Origin of the sequence: Maribellus maritimus (assembly GCF_022267315.1) — a bacterium.
In the GTDB taxonomy this organism is placed as follows: Bacteria; Bacteroidota; Bacteroidia; order Bacteroidales; family Prolixibacteraceae; genus Draconibacterium; species Draconibacterium maritimum.
Genome location: NZ_JAIKLE010000003.1, coordinates 67,741 through 91,181, shown reverse-complemented (window position 1 = coordinate 91,181; position 23,441 = coordinate 67,741). Strand labels below are relative to the sequence as shown.

At 38.2% G+C, this 23,441-nt stretch carries 21 protein-coding genes; 4 read left to right on the top strand and 17 right to left on the bottom strand.

The genetic code is table 11. The annotated features are described in order from the left end of the window. Positions 1–14 precede the first annotated feature (14 nt). Positions 15–1,439: a glutamate synthase subunit beta gene (locus tag K5G00_RS03730; protein ID WP_238764389.1), complete on the top strand. Its 1,425-nt coding sequence runs from the start codon at positions 15–17 to the stop codon at positions 1,437–1,439. 177 nt (positions 1,440–1,616) lie between these two features. On the opposite strand, the gene K5G00_RS03725 is transcribed toward K5G00_RS03730, so the two are convergent. Together K5G00_RS03725 and K5G00_RS03720 are read right to left on the bottom strand one after the other, a co-directional pair. Continuing rightward, a complete protein-coding gene (locus K5G00_RS03725; protein WP_238764388.1) occupies positions 1,617–2,561 on the bottom strand; it encodes a lysophospholipid acyltransferase family protein in 945 nt (314 codons plus the stop codon). Between the two features lie 14 nt (positions 2,562–2,575). Next, complete coding sequence (locus K5G00_RS03720; protein ID WP_238764387.1) at positions 2,576–3,469, bottom strand: lysophospholipid acyltransferase family protein; 894 nt, start codon at positions 3,467–3,469, stop codon at positions 2,576–2,578. 98 nt (positions 3,470–3,567) lie between these two features. On the opposite strand from K5G00_RS03720, the gene K5G00_RS03715 reads away from it, so the two are divergent. Further along, positions 3,568–4,344, top strand: coding sequence for a glycerophosphodiester phosphodiesterase family protein (locus tag K5G00_RS03715; RefSeq protein WP_238764386.1), 777 nt, complete (start codon positions 3,568–3,570; stop codon positions 4,342–4,344). 80 nt (positions 4,345–4,424) lie between these two features. Here the strand turns inward: K5G00_RS03715 and K5G00_RS03710 are convergent, their stop codons facing one another. The 5 genes from K5G00_RS03710 to K5G00_RS03690 form a co-directional block, all read right to left on the bottom strand. Beyond that, positions 4,425–5,093 carry an outer membrane beta-barrel protein gene (locus tag K5G00_RS03710; protein ID WP_238764385.1) on the bottom strand — a complete coding sequence of 223 codons (669 nt, stop codon included), beginning with the start codon at positions 5,091–5,093 and terminating at the stop codon, positions 4,425–4,427. Positions 5,094–5,325: 232 nt separating this feature from the next. Beyond that, on the bottom strand, positions 5,326–7,461 hold the full coding sequence (dcp, locus tag K5G00_RS03705) for a peptidyl-dipeptidase Dcp (protein WP_238764384.1): 2,136 nt from the start codon (positions 7,459–7,461) through the stop codon (positions 5,326–5,328). A gap of 121 nt (positions 7,462–7,582) precedes the next feature. Further along, positions 7,583–8,113, bottom strand: a complete 531-nt coding sequence (locus K5G00_RS03700; RefSeq protein WP_238764382.1) for a hypothetical protein — start codon at positions 8,111–8,113, stop codon at positions 7,583–7,585. Then, positions 8,097–8,726: a class I SAM-dependent methyltransferase gene (locus K5G00_RS03695; protein WP_238764380.1), complete on the bottom strand. Its 630-nt coding sequence runs from the start codon at positions 8,724–8,726 to the stop codon at positions 8,097–8,099. The genes K5G00_RS03700 and K5G00_RS03695 overlap by 17 nt, the downstream gene beginning before the upstream one ends. Positions 8,727–8,729: 3 nt before the next feature. Continuing rightward, positions 8,730–9,668 (bottom strand): alpha/beta hydrolase family esterase, encoded by a 939-nt coding sequence (locus tag K5G00_RS03690; protein ID WP_238764379.1) that lies wholly within the window; start codon positions 9,666–9,668, stop codon positions 8,730–8,732. Between the two features lie 79 nt (positions 9,669–9,747). Between K5G00_RS03690 and K5G00_RS03685 the strand changes: the two genes are divergently transcribed. Continuing rightward, the gene (locus K5G00_RS03685) at positions 9,748–10,614 is read left to right on the top strand and encodes a ChaN family lipoprotein (RefSeq protein WP_238764378.1); all 867 of its coding nucleotides are present in this window, start codon (positions 9,748–9,750) and stop codon (positions 10,612–10,614) included. Positions 10,615–10,632: 18 nt separating this feature from the next. On the opposite strand, the gene nadD is transcribed toward K5G00_RS03685, so the two are convergent. From nadD to mnmA, 4 genes are all read right to left on the bottom strand, one after another. Continuing rightward, complete coding sequence (nadD, locus tag K5G00_RS03680) at positions 10,633–11,253, bottom strand: nicotinate (nicotinamide) nucleotide adenylyltransferase (protein WP_238764377.1); 621 nt, start codon at positions 11,251–11,253, stop codon at positions 10,633–10,635. Positions 11,254–11,280: 27 nt separating this feature from the next. Continuing rightward, positions 11,281–11,865, bottom strand: coding sequence for a guanylate kinase (gene gmk / locus K5G00_RS03675; RefSeq protein ID WP_238764376.1), 585 nt, complete (start codon positions 11,863–11,865; stop codon positions 11,281–11,283). A 6-nt stretch (positions 11,866–11,871) separates the two neighbouring features. Continuing rightward, positions 11,872–12,747, bottom strand: a complete 876-nt coding sequence (locus tag K5G00_RS03670; protein ID WP_238764375.1) for a YicC/YloC family endoribonuclease — start codon at positions 12,745–12,747, stop codon at positions 11,872–11,874. Between the two features lie 72 nt (positions 12,748–12,819). Next, positions 12,820–13,998, bottom strand: coding sequence for a tRNA 2-thiouridine(34) synthase MnmA (gene mnmA, locus K5G00_RS03665; RefSeq protein ID WP_238764374.1), 1,179 nt, complete (start codon positions 13,996–13,998; stop codon positions 12,820–12,822). Positions 13,999–14,175: 177 nt separating this feature from the next. Between mnmA and K5G00_RS03660 the strand changes: the two genes are divergently transcribed. Beyond that, positions 14,176–15,465: a spondin domain-containing protein gene (locus tag K5G00_RS03660; protein ID WP_238764372.1), complete on the top strand. Its 1,290-nt coding sequence runs from the start codon at positions 14,176–14,178 to the stop codon at positions 15,463–15,465. 601 nt (positions 15,466–16,066) lie between these two features. Here K5G00_RS03660 and K5G00_RS03655 read toward each other — a convergent pair. The 6 genes from K5G00_RS03655 to K5G00_RS03630 form a co-directional block, all read right to left on the bottom strand. Then, a complete protein-coding gene (locus K5G00_RS03655) occupies positions 16,067–17,806 on the bottom strand; it encodes a hypothetical protein (protein ID WP_238764371.1) in 1,740 nt (579 codons plus the stop codon). 37 nt (positions 17,807–17,843) lie between these two features. Next, positions 17,844–18,722 (bottom strand): hypothetical protein, encoded by an 879-nt coding sequence (locus tag K5G00_RS03650; protein ID WP_238764370.1) that lies wholly within the window; start codon positions 18,720–18,722, stop codon positions 17,844–17,846. An 87-nt stretch (positions 18,723–18,809) separates the two neighbouring features. Next, positions 18,810–20,045, bottom strand: a complete 1,236-nt coding sequence (locus tag K5G00_RS03645; protein WP_238764369.1) for a DEAD/DEAH box helicase — start codon at positions 20,043–20,045, stop codon at positions 18,810–18,812. A gap of 73 nt (positions 20,046–20,118) precedes the next feature. After that, on the bottom strand, positions 20,119–21,363 hold the full coding sequence (locus K5G00_RS03640; RefSeq protein WP_238764368.1) for a patatin-like phospholipase family protein: 1,245 nt from the start codon (positions 21,361–21,363) through the stop codon (positions 20,119–20,121). Positions 21,364–21,462: 99 nt separating this feature from the next. Then, positions 21,463–22,470, bottom strand: a complete 1,008-nt coding sequence (gene amrS / locus K5G00_RS03635; protein WP_238764367.1) for an AmmeMemoRadiSam system radical SAM enzyme — start codon at positions 22,468–22,470, stop codon at positions 21,463–21,465. An 82-nt stretch (positions 22,471–22,552) separates the two neighbouring features. Further along, the gene (locus K5G00_RS03630) at positions 22,553–23,344 is read right to left on the bottom strand and encodes an XRE family transcriptional regulator (protein WP_238764366.1); all 792 of its coding nucleotides are present in this window, start codon (positions 23,342–23,344) and stop codon (positions 22,553–22,555) included. Positions 23,345–23,441 lie beyond the last annotated feature (97 nt).

Genomic DNA, 23,441 nt, shown 5'->3' with positions numbered 1-23,441 from the left:
TAGGAAAATAAGATATGGGAGATCCAAAAGGTTTTATGACAGTGCCGCGCAAGGAAGCGGGTTATCGACCAACAAAAGAAAGGATTTACGACTACGGTGAAGTTGAGCAAACCTTAAATGAAAAAGACAGGCAACTTCAGGCTTCACGGTGTATGGATTGCGGAATTCCTTTTTGCCACTGGGGGTGCCCGGTAGGAAGTAAAATTCCGGAATGGCAGGACGCACTGTACAGAGGAAGAAAAGATGAAGCTTATTATATTTTACATTCAACAAACAGTTTCCCGGAAATAACCGGACGTGTTTGTCCTGCTCCTTGTGAGAAATCGTGTGTGCTGGCCATTCATGAAGAATCGGTTACCATACGCGAAAATGAATGTGCAACCGTTGAACAGGCATTTGAGGCAGGCATTGTTGTTCCCAACCCGCCCAAAACAAGAACAGGCAAAAAGGTTGCGGTAATCGGCTCGGGGCCAGCTGGTCTTTCAGCAGCCGATTTACTAAATCGTGCAGGCCATCTGGTTACGGTTTTTGAAAAGAATGATGCCATTGGCGGATTACTTCGTTACGGAATTCCTGATTTTAAACTGAATAAAGGAATTATTGACCGCAGATTAAATCTTTTTCTTGATGAAGGTATCGAATTTAAAACCAATGTGAATGTTGGTGTCGACGTAACTAAAAAGGATTTATTGGCTGAATATGACGCAGTGTTGCTTGCAGTAGGTGCGGAACAGCCACGAAATTTACCGGTTGAAGGAAGAGACCTGGACGGTGTACATTTTGCAATGGACTTTTTAATGCAGCAAAATAAAGTGGTTGCAGGTCAAAGTATTTCAGAGGAAGAAAGAATTCTTGCAAAAGATAAAAAGGTTTTGGTTATTGGAGGTGGAGACACCGGGTCTGACTGTGTAGGTACTTCCATAAGACAGAAAGCAACGTCGGTAACGCAAATCGAGATTTTACCAAAACCACCGGAAAAAAGGGTGGATAATAATCCCTGGCCCTATTGGCCCAATACATTGCGTACATCAAGTTCGCACAAAGAGGGGTGTGAACGTCGCTGGAGTTTGTCGACCAAGAGATTTATAGGTGATGAAAATGGCACATTGAAACAGGTTGAGATTGTTCAGGTTGAATGGAGGAATGAAGAAGGTCGGTGGATAATGAATGAAGTTCCCGGAACAAATGAGATTCTGGATGTAGATTTAGTGTTGCTTGCCATGGGATTTACCCAACCTGTTCATGTAGGGCTACTTAACGAGCTTGAAGTTGAATACGACCAGCGTGGTAACGTAAAAGTAAACGAAGAAAAACAAACCTCAGTTGAAAAAATATTTGCTGCCGGAGATGTTGAAAAAGGAGCCAGTTTAGTTGTTCATGCTATTGAAGCAGGTAAAGTTGCAGCAAAAAATGTAGATGAGTTTCTGCGCAAAAATTAGATAGTTTTTTTTATAAAAATTGAACTTAAGTAGACCAAATTCCAAATAGTGCAGTTTTTAGGAGGCAGCCGGTAAACAGGATATTGTTTAAAATCCAATTATGCTAATCACTTTCCCTTGATCGTTTAGCGAAATACCGGTTCCTCCTTTTTTTGTTTTTTTAGACTTTTGAACGCTCTACGTTGTGAGTGGTATATTTTCAGGGCGTTTATGTTTCCAACGCCTGTGCGACCAAAGATAAAATTCAGGTTCTGCTCTTATAATTTCTTCAACTTTCCGAACATATCCCAGTAAAATGTCTTTCTCTTTTTCTTCTTTTGGGTTTAAAAACAGGGGAGTAAATTCAACTTCGTAATGTCCTCTTCCAACTTTGGTTGTTCGATGAAAGTAAACCGGCTGTCCGGTTTTTTTGGCGATTTTTTCGGGGCCGGAAAAAAAAGGTGCCTCGCGGTTTAAAAACATTGTCCAAAATTGCGAGGTTGCTTTTGGTGTTTGATCGGCAGCCAGCCATAAAATAGTAGGTTTGCCACGCCGGTTAAATTCAAAAGTTGTCCGGGCCGATTTATGTACCGGTGTACAAATACCTCCCCATTGTCCTCTGGCTTTTAACAGAAATTTTTCAAAGGCCTGATTTCCGCGTAAAGGATTATAGATCATTAAAATTGTGTGTTTCAAATAAAGTTGGACTGTGCTACACCATTCCCAATTATTATGATGCATAGCAAGAACGATTAGACTTTCCCCTTTTTCAAAATGACTTTTTATGAGGTCGATGCCTTTATAATGAATATGTTTGTTTATCTGTTTTTTGCTTAAACTGAAAAGTTTTATCGTTTCCAGCGAAAGGTCACAAAAATGACGGTAAAATTTTCCGGCTATTTTATTTATCTCGTCGCTTGTTTTTTCCGGGAAAGCATAAGTAAGGTTTTCGATAATAACTTTCTTACGGTATTGAATAACAAACCTTACAACAATGTAAAAGAAATCAGATATGCCATAAATAACCCAGAAAGGTAAATGTGAAATTCCAACTAAAACACCTGCAAGAATTTTGTTTAGTGTTCTTTTTCCAAAGTTTTCGTAGTATTTTTTATCTTTTTTCGACAGCTCCTGGTCAATCATGGCTTTTTGTTAATTTAATTTTGCAAAGGTACATTTTCTGGTCGTTTATGTTTCCATCTGTTGTGCGACCATAGATAAAATTCCGGATTTTCAGAGATAATCTCCTCCATCTTTTGGATGTATATTTTCATAATTTCTTTTTCGCTAAAATCCTGCGGGTTTTCAACCAACAATTCAAAACGGGTTGCATATTTTCCACGCGAAATTTTCTCAACTATCTGAAAAAATACCGGATGGTTAAAACGTTTTGGGATAGATGCCGGTCCGGGGTAAAACATCGTTTCCTGGTTTAAAAAAGTATACCAAAGCGAATGAAAAAATGGTGGGGTTTGGTCTCCACCCAGTCCAACGAAAACCGGTTCCTTTTTTTGCTCTGCTCTGATAATTCTTCTTAATACATTTGAATTGCTTACCATTTCGGCTCCCTGTTTTTTTCGTGATGAATTTATTAAAACATCAAATTTTTTGTTGTGAAGAGGTTTGTACACCCCAATAACGCGGTGTTTTATTTCGCGTGGCAAACAACTGGTCCATTCCCAGTTGTTATAATGCATGGTAAGTACTGCAACACTTTTGCCTTTTTCAAAATAATGATTAATGCTTTTGGAATTCTTTATTAACATTCTTTTTTCATAATCAGATTTTTTCATGTCTAACATTTTAATTGATTCGAAAATCAAATCACAAAAATGTTTAAAGTATTTTTTTCTGATAATTATTATTTCCCGGTGCGACTTTTCTGGAAAAGAATTTTTCAGGTTTTGAAGGACCACATTCTTCCTGTACTTAATAAGGTAGTAAACAATGAAATAAAAGACGTCGGATAAAAAATAGATAAAAACAAAAGGAAGTTTAGAAATTAGTCGCAGAAAAAGAATACCAATATCAGTCGAAATCTTTAATTGCATAAATTTGTTTAAGTGTTCACAAAGCTACGTTTTTTAAGCCATTTTTCATGAAAAGTTTACTTATCCTTACTATCTTTCGGTCAATAAAAATTAGAAACATGAAAATACAAATTACAATTTTCGCGATCTTTTTTTCTTTGAATTTATTGGCTCAAAATACATTTATTGCTCACAGAGGCGCTTCATATTTGGCACCTGAAAATACAGTTGCTTCTGCAAACCTTGCCTGGGAGTTGGGAGCCGATGCAGTTGAAGTGGATATTTATCTCACAAAAGATAACCGGGTAATGGTAATTCACGACAAGGATACCAAAAGGACATGCTCGGGGAAAAAAAACCTGACTATTGAGGATACACCGTCGATGTTACTGCGCGATTTGGATGCCGGCGTTTGGAAAGATGAAAAATACAAAGGCGAAAAAATTCCTTTTCTTTCTGAGATAATTGAGACGGTGCCTGAAGGGAAAAAATTAGTGGTTGAGATAAAATGTGGCAAAGAGGTTGTTCCACATCTTGCAAGAATAATAGAGAAATCAGGTAAGCTCAGCCAGATTGTTTTTATAAGTTTTGACTGGGATGCAATTGTTGATGCAAAAGAACAGTTTCCCGAAAATAAATGTTACTGGTTGAGTTCTTCAAAATCGGCTGTAAAAAGGAAAGTTGCAGAAGCAGCATCTGAAAAACTTGACGGAATAAATCTTAATTATTCCATTATTGATGAAGAAATGATGGCATTGGCAAAAGAAAATAATATGGAAGTGCTGTCGTGGACTATTGATGACCCTTCAGAAGCAAAGAGGCTAACCAATTTAGGTGTAACAGGAATTACCACCAACCGACCCAAATGGTTGAAAGAAGAGATGGCTAAATTATAAAAAGGATTTCCCTCAATAGGGAAATCCTAAAATTCAGGTTTTCTGAAATGTGTTTGGACTGGCCGAGGCATGTTAAATTATTATTTTTTGAATATTGCTCTCTGAACGGTAAACGCCCAACTGTAGTTTTTAATATCTGTATCCCCAAAATCAGCAACACGGGTTAAATCTCTTGAATATCTGATATCCAGTTTTGTATTAGTGTCAATTTTTAATGCAACACCGGCTGCCAGTCCAATACCCATACGATTAGGCTTCCATTCAGTATAATCTGTACTCGAGTTGGCAAACATATAATTCAGTTCAGGACCGGCATAAACATCTAATATTTTTAATGGAGAAAGAGAAGCCAATATCGGTATTGAAAAGTAGTGGTATCTTTGTGGTTTTTTTAACCAGTAGTTCCGATCCGGGTTTTCATAACCATAATCGCTGCTGTAAAAAGAAGCGGTTTCATTTGGTTCTGAAGGTAAATACCTGATATTGTAGGTTCCCCCTTTAGCCTGGTAAAGAAACTCAGTCTGGATTCCGATTAGCCCCCAAATGTTTTCCTTTTTATAATAAATACCCAGTACTTCGCCACTCCTTGTTCCGAAATCAAACAACGAACTTTGAATCTTATCATTGATCCCCGATTTTATAGCCCCGCCTTTTACTCCAAATTCATTTTGTGATTGTGCAGGAGAAAAACAGAATATCCCTGTTGCAACAAGAATCGTTATTAGCAGATTTGGTAAAAATTTTTTCATGTGCTTTGGTTTTTAAAAGTTTATACAATATTAGGCCAGGATTGTGTTAATGCTTTTTAACAGAAGCGAACTTTTGTTAATTAAATCTTACGCTTGTTACGAGGCTTTAAAAAATGTAAAAATGGGGACGTTCGCAGTCTAATTGTGTTAAAATATTTTTCAATATGAAACAAAAAACCGGATTTACTTTTTTGTGAATCCGGTTTTTTGAAATATATTTTATTTTGATATTTTACGGAACAGCTATGCCACGGTTTTTCAACATCGGGTTGATATTGGGTTCCCGCCCTGCAAAATTAAAATACATTTCATTATAATCTTCAGTATTTCCTCTTGATAAAATCAGTTTTCTGAAACGTTGCCCGTTTTCAAAGCTAAGTCCGCCATTCTCTTCAAACCAGGCAAAAGCATCCTGGTCAAGCATTTCAGCCCAGAGATAGGCATAATATCCGGCAGAATAACCGTTACTCCATATGTGCAAGAAATATGAAGAACGATAGCGTGGCGGCACTTGTGGAATATCCAGTTTGTTTTTCGCCAGGGCTTCAGATTCAAACTTGTCAGCCGAATTAATATCAGTACCGGCTTTTATGGTGTGCCATTCCATATCCAGTTCAGAGGCTGCTAATATTTCAGTTAAAGCGTATCCCTGATTAAAAGTTACCGACTTTTTAATTTTGCTGACCAGCTCTTCCGGCATAGGCGCTCCGGTTTTATAGTGTTTTGCATAGTTTTTAAACACATCAGGATAAAGCGCCCAATGTTCGTTAAATTGTGATGGTAATTCTACAAAGTCGCGGGCAACATTTGTTCCCGAAAGACTTGGATATGTTTGATCAGCAAATATACCGTGAAGTGCATGTCCAAATTCATGAAACATAGTGGTTACATCATCATAACTAATAAGAGTCGGCTCTCCTTCTGCTGGTTTTGTAAAATTACATACGTTATATACCACCGGTTTGGTTCCAAGTAGTTTTGATTGTCCAACAACATTACTCATCCAGGCTCCTCCCGATTTATTGTCTCTTTGGAAATAGTCGCAGTAAAATAGTGCGAGTTCACTGCCGTCTGCATCTTTAACTTCGTAAACTCTCATGTCAGGATTATAGATCGGGATGTCTGTTCTGCGCTCAAAACTCAAGCCGTACAACCGGCTGGTAGCATAAAAAACGCCGTTTTCCAGAACATTAAACAATTCGAAATAAGGTTTTATCTGGTCTTCATCCAAATCAAAACGTTCTTTACGCAGTTGTTCTGCATACATGTTCCAGTCGTATGGCTGCAGTTTAAACCCGCCTTTATCTCTGTCTATAAGTGCCTGGAGGTCTTTTGCTTCTTTTCTGGCATTGGCAGTAGCCGGAGGAATAAGTTTTCCGAGGAATGACTCCACTGCTTGAGGAGTCTTGGCCATCTGATCCTGAAGTGTCCATGCTGCGAAGTTTGAGAATCCAAGTAAGGCTGCTTTTTCTGCCCTTATCTCAGCAAGACGTTGAATAACATCTCGTGTGTCATTTTTATCTTCTTTTTCGGTGCGAGCCCACGAAGCTTCAAAAAGTTTTTGCCTTGTCTCACGATTTTCAAGAGATTGTAAAAGAGGTTGCTGTGTTGTGTTTTGAAGTGAAATCAGGTATTTTCCTTCTTTTCCGGCATCAGCAGCATTTTTTGCAGCCTGTTTTATCTGACTTTCCGAAAGACCTTTTAATTCGGCATCATTATCAACGACCAAAGCCCCCGCTTTTGTTCCGCTAAGAAGCTGATTGGTAAACTTTGCACTCAGAAGGGCATCTTCTTCGTTTAGTTTTTTTAATTTTTCCTTGGCTTCGGCCGGAAGGTTTGCCCCCGCCCGTGTAAATTCATCGTAATAATATTGTAAGAGACGCGTCGACTCTTTGTCAAGATCCAGTTCATTTTTTTTCTGATAAATTGTTTTGATTCGATTGAACAGATTGTCATTTAAGGTAATGGCATCCTGTAATCCTGCTAGTTTTGGCGCAATTTCTTCCTGTAAATCCTGCAAGGTATCGTTGGTATTGGCTCCGGAAAGCATTTCAAAAACATTCAATGTACGTGTCAAAAGTTTACCACTTTTTTCCAGCGCAACCAGGGTGTTTTCAAAAGTTGGCTCCTCCGGGTTGTCGGCAATCTGTTCTATTTCTGCCAATTGTTGTTTAATTCCCTCTTCCAGGGCAGGAGCAAAATGGCTGTTTTTAATTTTTGTAAAATCAGGCGCCTGAAACGGCAACGTGCTGACTTTCATAAATGGATTTTCTGTCTTTCCCATTGATTCTTTTTTCTTTGTTGTTTGGTTGCATGACGCTAAAATCAGAACGAGCAGCCCCATTGCAACAATTGATAGTTTTTTCATTTTCCAAATAGTTAATCGAATTTATTCCAGAAATTTCTTATCCGTTTGCTTGTTGAACATTCAGAAAAAACAATTTCGAAATTACAATATTTTAATGCAGATAAATAAAGCACAACACTTTTTATTTCATCTGCCACGTATTCTTAAAGATTAATTTTTGAGGTGAAGGATAAAACTTTTTTCCATCGGATATTACAACTAAATCCGCTTTTAATAGTATTCTTTCCATAGCTTTTTGGCTAAATCCTCCGTCAGGGAGGACAACAAGAAACAGCCCTGGTTTGATTATTTTTACAAGCGAAGCCGATTCGACAACCACAGGAATTTTGTTTGGAAGAATCTTTTTTATTGCTGAAAAAGCGTTTTCCAATGTGTCGTCTTTTGCCAGAATAAGATAACTTTTTACAGCCCCGTTTTGCAGATAACGCGAAGAATCTTTCCCGGATGTTTTATCTTTTTCTTCAAAAAGGGCCCAGTTTTTACCTTTTTGAATTTCAGTCAATCCTTTTGTTATTTTATGAAAATGAGGAGTGATTTTTAAAGCCACCGGACTTTTTTCCTTCTCATTTTGAAGTATCTGGCAAGCCAGGGTGGTTTTTCCTACGTTTTGTCCACTTCCGGCAATTACAAGAATGTTATCCAATTTTTCCATCTTTTTCTTTTCCGTTTGCTAAAGCAACAACCAATTGAAAAGTATCACGGGCAAAGTAAACCGATTTGTTTATGGCCAATCCGTTTTTTCTCAAAACATTTTCCAACCCACCATTTTTGTAGAACTTTCTGAAATTCCTGTGGTGCTCCCTTCCTGCCATAAATTCTGCCCATCGGCTTCCGCAACCCACAATGTTTTTAGGTAGCGGAACCGAATAATCTACAATTACAATTTTTGCGGAAATTCGTTTCATCTCACCCAAGATAGATGAATACAGCAACGGAGAAAACTGATGTAAAGCCAGCGACATCGTTGCCACATCAAATTCTTTTTCTTTAAAATGGACCAATTGTGTAGCATCACAAACTTTAAAACCAGTATTTTCAAATCCTTGTTTGTTTTTCGTTTGAGTAGCTTTTTTTATCATTGACGAAGAAAGATCGACTCCCATAACAAATTCAGCATTTTTGGCCAGTTCAAAAACCTGGGCACCTGTTCCGCAAGCTACATCTATAATTTTTTGTCGTGGTTCAATATGAGCTGCTACTTTTTCTCTCATTTTCACCAAAACCGGATCGACAAAAACGCTGTAAAATCCTCCTGATTCAACCATAAATTAATTTATTAATGATTTAAAAAAGCTCCATATTTCATCGCAAGCATTAAAATCCTGGTTGGTATTTCCCACTATTCTTTTGGGAAGATATTGTTGGGTGCCCGGCCACGTGTGACCCCCACCAGTTACTTTTATAGCAATGACTTTTTGTGCCGGATTTTCCTGGTTTTGATAAACTGTTTTTTCTGCTGTACACGCATCATTTTTATCGATGTCGGGAAACTCATTTTTTTGAATTGTTTGCGTACAACCGTTTATATCCCGCCAAATTTCGATTGTTCTTTCCACGCTTTGTATTTCGCCTCTTTTTTGTCTGAAAACTGTAACAGCGCCACCGTTATAAGGAACCAACGGATCTTCCGTTCCATTGATAAATATTGCCGGTACCGGATTTTCCGGATATTTTTTTTGCGATTGAACGACACTTAAATTTGCAGCAACAACACCAATTGCTTTTATTTTTTTTGAGCACTCGAAAGCAAGACGCTGCGCCATAAAACCTCCGTTGGAAATGCCGCAAACAAATATATTCCTGTGGTCAACATTCACCTTTGAATCCAAATCCGTGATTACTTTTTTAAAATAAGCAACATCGTCAATGTTTAAATTCCTGGCAACTCCAAAAGTATTCCGGGCTCCGTCGTTCCAGCTTTTTTCGTATCCCTGCGGATAAACTGCAATAAAACCATCGCGGGCTGCCAGTTGATTAAATCGCGCCCGGGTTAGTCTAATCATTCGGTTTGCATTGCCGGCACCCCCATGCAACACAAATACCAACGGATATGTTTTACTTTTTGGATAATCTTCAGGAATATAAAATTTGTAAAGACGTTCATATCCATCCAATTCAAAAACAACAGTTTCCATATTGTTCTGTGCCGGAGAACCTAAGCTGTTTGTCAGGAGAAAGACCAGAAAGAATAAATTTTTGTTGAGCATATTTTCATTTACAGCTTTTACCTTTTTTTAAACTGATTTTGATTTTCTTTGTTGTACAATCTGACTCAAAATAATAATTATGAATCGATTTCAAATTCTGCTTTTTGTTTTGCTGTTTCTTTTTTCAGCTTTTAAATCGGATAAACCGGCTTACCTGCTTTATACAAAGGAAGGTAAAACGGTGAAATATTCAAAGATGTTAAAGGAGTTGGAAGATGCTGATGTTGTTTTATTTGGAGAGCTGCATAACAGCCCTATTTCGCATTGGCTGGAGCTGGAAATAACGAAAGATTTATATGCCATGAAAGAAGACAATTTAATTCTGGCAGCTGAAATGTTTGAAACAGACAACCAGCTAATTTTGAGTGAATATATAGATAGTATGATTACAACAAGCAGATTTGAAGATGAAGCAAAACTATGGCCCAATTATAAAACAGATTATAAACCATTGGTTGAATTTGCGCGAAAAAATAAATTACAATTTGTAGCTTCCAATGTTCCGCGCCGGTATGCTTCTCTGGTAAACTCAAAAGGATTTGAAGGGTTGGAAGAACTCACAGATGAGGCAAAGACATTTTTACCACCGCTTCCCATAAAATATGATCCGGAATTAAATTGTTACAAAAGTATGATGGAGATGGAAGGAATGGGAGCCCATGTTACTCCTAATTTCCCTAAAGCGCAAGCCATAAAAGATGCAACAATGGCACATTCAATTTTACAATTCTGGAAACCGGGGAAACAAATGATCCATTACCACGGTGCATACCATTCAGAAAATTTTGAAAGCATTTACTGGTATCTGAAACAGGCCAATCCCAATCTGAATATCGTAACCATCCATTCAGTGTCGCAGGCTGACAATACCAAACTTACAGAAAAAAATACCGGAAAAGCGGATTACACCATTTGTGTTGATGAGGATATGACGAGCACGAGGTAGTTTTAGCTTGTGTCGGAATTATTTGTAAAAATTCATTTCCTCCAGATATTCCCACGTTTTATGCGGAAGATAGTGTCGCACATCTTTACCATCGCGAACAGCACTTCGGATAAAAGTTGAAGAAATATCCATCAGTGGAGCGTTTGTTAATTGGATATTGGGGTGGGGATTATATTCTGTTTTATCAAATCCGGGACGCGGGTATACTATAACTCCGTGATTTTCAATTATCGCTTCATAATTTTTCCACTTGTGAAAATTTTCCAGATTATCAGATCCCATCAAAATTTTAAAATCATATTCCGGGTGCTTATCGTGTAAGTATGCAAGTGTATCAACCGTGTAGCTTGGTTTGGGCAAGGTAAATTCAATATTCGAAACTCGAAAACGATCATCTTCGTCAACTGCGCGGTGAACCATTTCGAGCCGTTGATAGTCGTCCAGCAAGTTTGTCTTTTTTTTGTGCGGATTGTGCGGTGAAACCACAAACCACAACTGGTCTATTTCGGTAAATTCGACCATGTAATTTGCAATAGCGAGATGACCGATATGAATTGGATTATAGGTGCCAAAATACAAACCAATTTTTAATTTCAGGTTGGTTTTCGGAGCGAGTATATCGGGTACAATGTTTCCCATTTTACTTGATAATTCAGACTGAGTAAATCAGCTTTCCAAAAAATTATTTACAACTTTTTCTGCTTCCCCAAAAGCTTCTTCAAGGTTTTCGTTTACAATAATAACATCAAATTGGTCGGCAAAACCTAGTTCGTATTTTGCTTTGGCAATCCTGGTTTTGATTTTTTCTTCTGTTTCTGTAGATCGGTTTGTAAGGCGATTTTTTAGTTCTTCAACTGAAGGTGGTTTTACAAAAATTGCAAGTGCTTCATCGCCGTAAAATCGCTTTATATTGAGTCCACCAATTACATCAACATCAAAAATTACATTTTTACCCTGGTTACGAATTCGTTCCACTTCGCTTTTCAATGTGCCGTAACTTGTTCCTTTATATACTTCTTCCCATTCCAGAAATTCATCATTTTTTATTTTTTCCAGAAATTCGATTTCTGAAAGAAAATAGTAGTCTTTTGCGTGGGTTTCTGTATGCCTTTTTTTACGACTGGTTGCCGAAATTGAAAATTCAAGATTGAGTTCTTTTGTCAGAAGATGTTTTACAATGGTTGTTTTTCCCGCCCCGGAAGGTGCTGAAAAAATAATTAGTTTACCTTTTTCATTAGCGTCAATACCCATATTTTACTATAAAATATTTAAAAGTTGTTCTTTAACACGTTCCAGGTGGTCTTTCATTTGAACAACAATCCGCTGGATATTTTTTTCATTGGCTTTTGACCCAATCGTATTAATTTCCCGGCCAATTTCCTGAGAAATAAATCCCAGTTTTTTACCCGTACTTAACTCTTCTTCCAATGTTTCCTTGAAATAACTGCAATGGTTGGCCAGCCTTACTTTTTCTTCGTTGATATCCAGTTTTTCAAGATAAAAAATCAGTTCCTGTTCAAACCGGTTTTCGTCCACGTTTCCGTTCAGTTTTAAGCTTTCAAGACTGTCTGTCAACCGGTTTTTTATTGTTTCCATTCTTTGCTGTTCAAATGGTTCAACCTGAGCTAAAAGACTCTGAATGTTGGAGATATTCCCCGAAATATCGTTTAACAATGCCGCTCCTTCCTGAATTCTGAAACTGTCAATGTCTTCCAATGCTTTGTAAATGTTCTTCCGGATGGTTTCCCATTCCTGTTCATCCAGCGTTTCATATTCGGTTTTTACCACGTCAGGCAAACGCAGCACTGTGTGAAGAGCATGGAAATCGGTCTCAACGCCCAACTCTGTACTGATTTGTTTTAGATGATTAAAGTATCCTTTTAAAATCGGTTCGTTTATTTTTGAATTGGACTCTTCACCTAAATTTTCCACATAGATATTAAAATCAACTTTCCCTCGGACCAACTTTTCTGAAATCATTTTGCGGATAATGATGTCTTTCTCACGATAAAGTGCCGGTGTCCTGGTATTTATATCGATTTGCTTGCTGTTCAGCGACTTTATTTCGATTGTAATTTTTTTGTTGTTTACCTCGAATTCGGCTTTTCCAAAGCCGGTCATAGATTTAATCATGTCAAATTAATTTTTGCTAATTTAATATAAAGTTGGAAGTCGGAAGCCGGAAGCCGGAAGTTTTCTGTAAATTTATGTGATTACTCCTGACCCGATTAACTCGTCTCCCAAATACCAGGCTGCAAACTGCCCCGAGGTAATTCCCCGTTGTTCTTTTTCAAAAAGAAAATAAGCACCTTCTTCTTTTATGTGTATCGACCCTTTTTCCAGAGGTTGCCGGTAACGTATACGGATGTCAAATTCTCTTTTTTCCCCAATATTCATTTTTAAGTCGCGGCGAATCCAATGCATATCTTTTGCTGCAACAAACAATCCGGAGCGAAAAAGCCCCGGGTGATTTTGCCCTTCACCTACATAAATAATATTGCGTTGTACATCTGTTCCGATAACAAAAAGTGGTTCTTTGTGCCCACCAATGTTCAACCCTTTACGTTGGCCAATGGTATAAAAGTGTGCTCCCTGGTGTTCGCCTATTACTTTTCCATTCCAGGGTTTATAAGGATAAGTAAAACAAAATTTGCGGTAATTATCTTCCGTTAATTCAATTTGTTTTTTCTTTTCCATAAAACGGGCAGGAACTTCAATTATGTTTCCCGCTTTGGGTTGCAATTGTTGCTGAAGGAATGTCGGTAAATCTACTTTTCCTACAAAACAGATTCCCTGAGAATCTTTTCTTTCTGCAGTAGGCAGGTTTTGTTCTTTGGCAATTTTCCGGACTTCAGGTTTTAGCAGGTCTCCAATTGGAAACATTGCCTTAGAGAGTTGTTCCTGATTTAGTTGACACAAAAAGTAACTTTGGTCTTTATTCGGGTCTTTGCCCGCCAAAAGCTGTTGGATGATTTCTCCATTCACCTCCAGCTCATTTTTTCTGCAATAATGTCCGGTAGCTACAAAATCAGCATCAAATTTCAGTGCCTCTTCCAGAAAAGTATCAAATTTTATTTCGCGGTTGCAAAGCACATCCGGATTGGGTGTTCTTCCAGCCTGATACTCCGCAAACATATAGTCTACTACGCGTTTTTTATAATCTTTGCTTAAATCAACAATATGAAAAGGGATATCCAGTTTTTTGGCTACCATTTTGGCAATTAAAGCATCTTCTTCCCAGGTGCATGCACTGGTTATTGCCCCAATACGCTCGTGCCAGTTTACCATAAAAAGGGCAACTACATCATAGCCCTGCTGTTTTAGCAAATAAGCAGCAACACTTGAATCAACCCCACCAGACAATCCTACTACTACGCGTTTCATGGCGCAAAAGTAGAAAGATAAAATTCAATTGTCAAAAACCGGACGAAAAATGATTGATTTATGAATCAAAATCAATACGTTACAATAAAACCTTTATGAAAACTTGAAACCTTTGTGAACATTCTGTGATACTTTATAAGGAACTTTGAATCAGTTTATTCACACAAAAATATGATTATGAAAGTATTACGTTTATTAATGAGTTTAGCACTGTTTGCACTGGTGTTTACACAGTGTAAAAAAGATGATTTTACAGCGGGTATCTCAGATCCTGTGTTAAAAGGAGCAAAACCTACGGGTACATACACAGTAACTGTTGAGAATATTTCGACACCCTATGACTATTTTGAATCCGGAGTGCAAGCTATTCCGGAAGGGAAAGATTCTCCGGGGCCTGCACTTCCGGGTGATTTGTATAAGTTTTCTTTTCATGCCGGACCACAGCATAAATTGTCGATTGCAACCATGTACGGTTGGTCGAACGATGGATTTTTTGCGTTTGGCGACATGGGAATAGACCTTTACGATGAAGATACCCCGGTAACCGGAGATATCACTTCCATGTTAATGCTTTGGGATGCAGGAACAGAAGAGAATCAGGAGCCGGGGATGGATAACCCACATGATGGTGCAAATGTTACTGATGGCATGATCCAGCTTATGTCAGCGGTTGGTGATGGTTTTGATTACGGAACTGTTGAGACAAACTTAAAGCTTACACTGGACTATGAAGGTAACAGTCTGTTTACGGTTACTGTTGAAAATCTGGAAAGTAGCAAAACTCCGGTTTCACCTATTGTTTGGGTCGTACATTTTGCGGATCAGAGTCCAATTTTTACACAAGGTGAGATGGATTACGGACAAGGACTTGAAGACGTTGCCGAAACCGGAAATCCCGGAGTATTGAGTTCTTATCTTGATATGCATAGCGGTTATGTTTCACCCATTGCACCGGTTCTTTGGGTATTACACGATAAAAAAGATATGCCTGTATTTACAACAAGGGATCCTGACTACGGATGGGGACTTGAAATTCTCGCAGAAACCGGAAATCCCGGGCCGTTGTTCGAATCGCTTACTGCAGAAGGATTTGAGACGGGAATTCAGGCAACGCCATTTGGAAGTTCAGAAAACGGACCAATTTTCCCGGGACAGAAATATATATTTTCCATTGAAGGAGGGGTTGGCCAGTCCCTGAGTCTCGCGACAATGCTGGGTGCTTCGAACGATGTATTCTTTTCTGCCGGAGATAAAGGAATTAAACTTTCCAATGGTGCATCAGAAAAAGACATTACGCATTTCGTAGAACTATACGATGCAGGAACTGAAGTGAACGAATATCCGGGAGCAAAAGGACCTGAAGATTCAGAAGAAGCAAACGTTGTTCAGCTTTTGGAGAACGTGGATGATGGATTTTTGTGGCCAACAGCTGAGCAGCTTATTAAAGTGACTATTAAAAAGAACTGATTGAGAGCTTTTGAATATTTTTCAATGTAATTATAGAGTATCGGTTTCCGGCAGGAGACAGGTGCTCTATTTATTGGTACTCTTTTCTTTTTACTTGGTTTGTGCCCAAACAGGCCTTTTCCTTTTCCGGAAAACCTACGTCAAAAACCGTTTCAATTTCAAAGTCGTTTTTTACATTGATGGTAAAACGGGCCCACCCTCAGGGTACGAAATTTTCTACAAATTCGGTCTCAAAAACAAATGTTCTTTTGGTTGAAAGTGAATCGTTAAAAATGTACAGGTTGTAATATCCTTCGTTATGAAACTGACGAGAAACATAAACATTCTTTTCCTTGTCAAAGCTAATTATTCCCCGGTCGTCATGAATTTCACCCTTTGAACCTTGAGATGTTGGTCCAAATTCGGAATGGTTTTTAACTTCGATGAAATTATTGTCTAAAACCCATTAAAGTCAGAGTGAATAACTGATTTTGAAGCGTTAAATCCTGAACCAGTACCTTCCCAGTTCCCGATTAGAAAACTGAGTTTTTGTAAAGGATTTTCCTGTGTAAATCCATCAAACATAAAGACAGTGAGAAAGACAAAAAAGAGTAAATATTTTTTATAATTCTTCTGAAATATCTTGCCAAATGTCTGAATTTTTTATTTTTTGAACCAAATTCATTGCTGTTTCTGCATCTTCTGCCCAATTGTACTGCCCGGTGGGACCTTTTCTCCGGTATCTTTTTATGTCTTCGGATGTAATTTGTATCTCGGTCACTCCATCTTTAATCAGGGATGCCAGTTTCTCGTTTTGAAATTCTTCCCCTCGGTTCCAAATTCTGTTGGCATAATACACCTGAGCATAAGCCTTTCGGAGTTTTGCAGTTAAAAGCGTGCGGTTAAAAGTATGGTAAATACGGTTAAACGTTCTTGAGTTCTTGCAATATGGTTTTGCCATATTTACCTTAGAGATTGCTTCAAAAGCCTGGTTTATTGCGTATTTTTTTTCAGTCAGAATGTAATTTAAATAAGTTGTGTCTATCCGTTCTTCCGGTTGCAGCCAATTACCGGCTTCAACTTCCTGAAGAGAAGATAATATGCCATTTTCCGGGTTTTTATATTCCGCAGGAGCAAGGTGGTTAACAATGTCGCTCCAGTAATGAAAACTTTGGTTTACACCATGGCCGATTTCTATCCTGGCATCTTCAGATTCTCCAAGGGTGATTTTGTGAATGAATGATGGTTGGTAACTAAAATTAATTTCTGATTGCTCGCTTGTATTTATTCCAAGTGTGTAAAATGAAGACATAATAATCTCAGGCGCCAGTTTAAAAGCATCATAAAAATAAGGCACAGCCAGCGAATCGTAGTTTTTGTACAGAAAATTTAAAATGACCGAATCTGTTTCAATTTCAGGATTTTGGAGAGCAGCATAAACGGTAAACAGATTAATTTCTGAAGGGCGGCCCAAAATTGAGCTTTTGCCCAATCGATCCGTTCGCAGCGAGAAACCTACAACATTGGGCATTGCCTGATAAGATTTCCACAGTTTGAGATGAAGGTCGGTAAAAACGCTGGCTACTATACCTTGTCCTTCATTTACATGAACGCAGTCGAAGTCGATCAAAACCGGTATTGGGATTTTTTCCACCCAAGCTGAATATTGCTGATTAATTAAAAAATCTCCCGGCAGGCTGTTGGCTATAAATTTTATACCGGGTGTTTTTATTTGCTCAAGGAAAGAAAGCAGGGTTTCCACTTCTTTTTCTGAATGAACTGGATAGCGGAGATACAGTTTCAGATTTCTTTGTTCTACAATTAAACCTGCCAAGGAGTCGACAAAAGTTGCCAGCTTTTCCTCCGGTGTGTTTAACACTTCTGAATGCTGATTTTCGATCTTTGTTTCTGTATCATTTAAGGTAAGTACAATGCCATCAATATCAGGAATTTTATTCAGCATTTTTTCGTAGTCTTCGATGATCCACTCCCAAAAATCACGCTTATCAAGATTAATTTTTCCGTTTATCGTAAATCTTTCCGGGTAGTATTTTAAATCATATAAAGCGTGGTCCCAAACCAATACTTCATTTATTCCTGTTTCGTGGGCCTTTTCTGTTAAGTTATTTACAATATTTCGGTTCCATTGATGTTTTACATCTCTCAGTTCGTGACAAATGTCGTATGACAACTGTAACTGGTTTACTTTATAATTTGCGCTTGCTTCGAGTGTATGCAATGCAGTAGGAGTGTGATCGGTGAGGATATTCCATCCATAAATTTCCAATTGTTTTTTTTCCTCCTGCTTACAAGCAAAAAAGAAAAGTATAGTAGTAAAAAGAAGCAAATACGTTTGTTTCATTCAATCGAGTTATCTTTAAAGTAAACAACAGGATCGGCTAGTATGTTTTTCCAAAGGGTATGGTTAAACCCAGCCAGGGCAAAACTACAAATTCTCCAATATCTGCAACAGGAAAAAATAATCCAAAATCCAAAGCTGCTTTTTGTATTATCCAACGTCCTCCCAGCGAAACCATTACGAAACTGTCACCACCTGCATCGATAAAATAATTTTCGGTAATAAAATATCCCCGGCTGCTTAAACGGAACATTCCGTTAATATTGATTAGTGGTGAAGACGCCCATTCTCCTCCGGCAAAACCGTATCCCAAACCAAATGTCACGTTGTTGTCGCGTGTTCCAAAAGTAGAAATGCCGTATACAATTCCAAAACCTGATTCCGATTCACCTAAAACAGTCCCCAACAGTGCTCCTGCTCCGATATTAAACCGGTCCTCATGTATGGGAATTGATATTTTTGGTGTAAGAAATACCGGCGTGGGGCTCCCTCCAAATAAAAACAGGGGGATAATGCCGGCGCCAATGGAGAAATTATCGGATAAACCATACGAAAACTGGTTCCATAATACCCAAATGTTTTGATAATACCCTTCGCCTTGTTGTAACCCATATCCGTTTGGCGACCAGAAATACCTCGAAGATTGCGGGTTGGTAAACCATATTTTTCCTTCTTTTACCTGTTGTATTTTTAATTTCTCCTGCGACTTAATATCTTTTTTTAAAATGGAAATTTCTCCCAGGTTTTGTGTTTTTAAATACACTTTAAGCGAATCCTGACCAACTATTTCTCCAGTAAAATAATTGCCATCATTGGTCTCAATTCTAACAATCGAGGTATCGAGCTTATTTTGTGACTGAACTTTGAGACATGAAAGGAGGATAAACAATACAAAAAAAGGAATTGCTGTTGTTTTCATTGTCCCGGTTTTAGTGCAAAACTATCTTAATTAAAAATAAGTTATGAATTATTTTTAATCTATACAATTTACAACCGTTTACCGACTTTACTTTTTTCGGTTTTTATAAGAACCGGTTTTCCCTTTCTTTTTCTTTCTGTATTTGTATTTTTTGGATTTATTTTTTTGAGAGGGGGTTTTCCATTCCGGACCTTCTCCAAATTGTTCAGGCATTGGGATTTTAAAAACTTGCCGTTCAATCAGCTGTTCAATCCGGTGGAAATAAAACATATCTTTTTCGTTTACCAAAGTGAGCGCAACTCCGGTTGCATCGGCACGCGCTGTTCTACCCACCCGGTGAACATAGTCTTCTGCATCCTGCGGCACATCAAAATTTATAACGAGGTTGATTTCTTTTATATCAATACCACGACTTAAAACATCGGTTGCCACTAAAATACGTGTTCGTTTTGACTTAAATCCCTGGAGCACCTGTTCGCGTTTTTCCTGCTCCAGGTCAGATGAAATTCCTTCCGCCTGAAATCCATTCTTTTTTAGTGAAATTGCCAGTTCTGTCACCTTTTTTTTGGTCGAACAAAAGATGAGAATGCTATTGTATTCGGGGTTTTCCGAAATTAAATGATTTATTAACCTGATTTTTTGTGTGTCGTAACACAAATAGGCGGCCTGCAAAACTCCCTCGGCAGGTTTTGAAATTGCAATATTTATTTCTTTTGGGTTTTTTAATATTTTGGAAGCGAGCGATCTGATTTTTGGTGCCATTGTTGCACTGAACATCAGTGTCTGTCGGTTTTTCGGCAGGTAGGAAATAATTTTAACTATATCGTCGTAAAAACCGATATCAAGCATTCGGTCGGCTTCGTCTAAAATCAGGTATTTTATGGTATCAAATCTTACGTAGCCCAAATTTAAATGCGAAATAAGTTTACCGGGCGTTGCAATTACGATATCAGCTCCCTGGGTTAAAGCACGTTTTTGCTGCCCCCAGTCGTCTCCGTCGCCACCTCCGTAAATGGCTATGGAGTTAATCCCCATGGTGTACCCGATTCCCTGCACCTGCTGGTCGATTTGCATGGCAAGCTCGCGGGTTGGGACAATAATAAGAGTAGTCGTTTCTCCGCCGGGTAAATCGGCTACCAAATCAAATATTGGCAATAAAAATGCCGCAGTTTTTCCGGTACCCGTTTGTGCACAGGCAATTAAATCATTTCCATCCAGTATCTCGGGAATGGCTTGTTCCTGAATTGGAGTAGCCTCTTTAAAACCCATATACGATATTGCATCAAGCAAATCTTCGTGTATTCCTAATTCGTTAAAATTCATAAAAGAGCATCAGCTTATTTGCTGATGCAAATGTAGTTAAAATGTTTGCGATCGGTCAAAAATGTTCAAATTCTTATTTGGTACGTAGTTTTTTGTAATCTTCCCAATTAAATTGTTTCAGAAACAGCAGTGCTTTTCGGGCTCCCAAAAGGAAAAGCAGTTTTTTTCTTTCATCATTCATTTGAAAATTGAGCCAGTTAAAATCTTTGTCAGCATCAATGTAACAAATCAATTTTTCAAAATCAGGGTTTTGAATAAGAAATTCATTGTCTGCATCAAATCGCATTGTGCTAATCATCGAACCGATAAATCCTCCCAGGTCATCTACATCCGCGTACTGATTCCGGTACGTACTTAATTTTACCCCAAAAGTAGGTTTTCTGGGCGTACTGCCTGAAGGCGAATGGAAGATGTTAATTGGAAAGTTTGATATCATTCCTCCATCAACAAATTTTACTTTTTCAGGTATTGTTCCGCTGTAATTTGCATATTTATCCCAGGCTTCATCTGCAGGTTTTCCGGCATTTGGGATTTTGTCAATTTCAAAAGGAACAAAAAAGAAAGGCACTGACATGGAAGCGCGTACCATCTTTGCGGGCGACTGTTTCCACATGTCATCACCCCAGTAAATGTGAGCCATTGCAGGAAACTGAACTTTTGTTTGTGTGGTGATGTCGGCTGTTATAATATGCATGTGCACATATTCGTCTGTAAGAGCTTGTCCCGAAATTCGGTGTCTTAAACCTTCAGGGAAATATACTTTCCCTCTTTTTTCAATAAGCTCTCCGATTGTTGTGATCTTATTTGGCGACTCTTTCAATACGGTTTCCAGCCAGCTTTCAAACTTTTTTCCCGGATTTAATCCCAGGTTAATAAAAAGCGCTTTTTTTATCTTTCTGAAATTCCATAACAGCTTCCCCAGTACTTTTTTGAAAGGTGTACCGTTAATAATCCTTTGCATGATAGCTTTCAAAACCGGATCGCCATCAACAAATTCAAATAGATCCTGTTTGGCGAGTACATCTAAAACCTGCTGCGATTTGGCTTTCTCAATGTTGTCGATTCCCGCCAAAACCAGCGTGTTTATTGCCCCGGCCGAAGTTCCTGCCAAATGAAAGAAACGAATTCCTGCAGTTTCAAGAATGTAGGTATAGCCAACAAGTGCAATTCCAAGAACACCTCCGCCTTCTTGAACCAAATCCACATATTGGTTTCCGGCATCGTCAATTACATCGGAAAATATTTTTCCTTTCAGGCCTTTTGCTTCTTCCAGCATTTGCTGAAATTCAGGCTGATTTACAAAATCTTCATAAGTCATTTTAAATCAATTTAATGGTTGAACCTTATTTCTTAAAAAAAAGATACGGAATTTCGGCCGAAAGCGAGGGGATGTATTGGAGATTTTTTTTGTCTTCTTTTAATAAACGATGTTATTTGAGGTTCCGCAGTTTTTACAAAGTCCGCCTGAGTCCACTCTTTTTAGCAAGGTATCGTAGCGGTTTCTGGTTACGATTGTTGTCTGGCAATTGCAACAAACGGTTGAAGAGCGTTTCTCGTCGCTCACATTTCCCAGGTAAACGTGGCGAAGATACTTTTTTGCAATGTCGTAAAGTTTATCCAGTGTTTCAATTGGAGTGGGGGATTTGCTGAGCTCGTGTTGCGGGAAATAACGAGAGAGATGAAGTGGAACTTCGCAACTTAGTTCGCTTGCAATCCATTGAACCATTTTTTCGAATTGTTTTTCGTCATCGTTCAACTCAGGAACAATAAGGTTTGTAATTTCAAGATGTGCTTTGCTGTTGGCGATAATTTTCAATGTTTCCAAAACCGGATTTAGTTTTCCCTTGGTTTGCTTTATATAAAATTCAGCAGTAAAAGCTTTTAAATCGATATTAAAAGCATCGATGAATGGAAGCAGTTCTTTTAATGGCTGGGGATTTATGTAGCCATTGGAAACAATCACATTTTTTAATCCGTTTGGTTTCGCGAGTTTAGCAGTGTCAAGCAGGAATTCATAAAAAGTAAGCGGTTCGTTGTAGGTGTAGGCAATCCCAATATTGTTAAAGGTTTTTAGCGCTTCCGTTATAATTTCTTCCGGGGTTATTTTGTGGAATCCTTTAAAATCAGATGCACGGCATTGAGAAATCCGGTGGTTTTGGCAAAAATTACAACGAAGATTGCATCCCACTTCGCCAATCGATAAAATGTTTTTTCCGGGAAAAAAATGATAGAGTGGCTTTTTTTCAATCGGGTCAACACCCAAGGCCGCAACTTTATTATAAACGAGGGTAATCAGTTTTCCATCGATATTTTCGCGCACTTTACAAAATCCGGTTTGGCCGACTTTTAGAATGCAGTTCCACGGACAAAGCTCGCACTTCACTGTTCCATCCTCAAGTTTAGTATAAAAAAGCGCTTCGTACATTTTGTTTTTCGTTTCTTCAAAGGTACGAAATGAACCCTGGATTCGATTGAAGACTTTTTTGTGGAAGTGTAACTATCGTAATTTATTTTTTTATCTTTTGAATTTCCATCTTCAACTCATTCATCGTTTTCATCATTTTCTGAATGTCGGCCTCCGGTTCCGGGATCTCGGTATTTAAATAGCACACAAATTTCCAGGCTTCTTTTAATTCCATAATTGGAAGCTCATAGGGTTGAAAAGCTGAATTTAACGACGCAAGCAACAAAGCTCTTTTGGCTGAGATATAATCCTGAACGATTTTGAAAACGATACCTTCTTCGCGGGTCACAATAATGTAAGCTTCGCCATTTTTTATATTGTAAAAATTCTGAACAAACTCACCAATTACAACTGAACCGCTGGGAATGGGCAGCATTGAATCTCCGGAAATGGTAAATGCACGGTATTTTTTTTCTTTTGATAAAAAGGGCAGTTGAAAAACGGGGAGGTTGCCGATGTACTCCGGATCGGCAAAACTGGTAACATAACCCGCTTTTGCTTTTTCGTTTACAAACTCAATATTATCGTTGTTGGCAGAATCAACCGTTGTGGCAATTACACGGAGATTTGTTCCGCGAATAAAAACATCAAAACCATTATGCAAATCGGTAAATTGACTTTCGGAAAGTTGGTTTAAATCGACATTAACCAGCGTGTCGATGGCAATGCCAAAATATTTTGAAAAAGCCTGTAAATGCGAAACAGTTGGCTGGCTGATCGAGTTCTCAAGTGCATTTACTGTGGTACGTTTTAAATTAAGTGATTCTGCCAGTTCGTTTTGCGTTCTTTTTTTACGTTTTCGTAACAGTTTTATGTTGCTGCTAAAATGATTCACCTGCAATTTTTTTTATTCAAAATTACAAAAATTGTTTTCTTAATTGAAAGAAATGATTAATTTATTATCGTTTATTTTGATAATAATATTATCATTT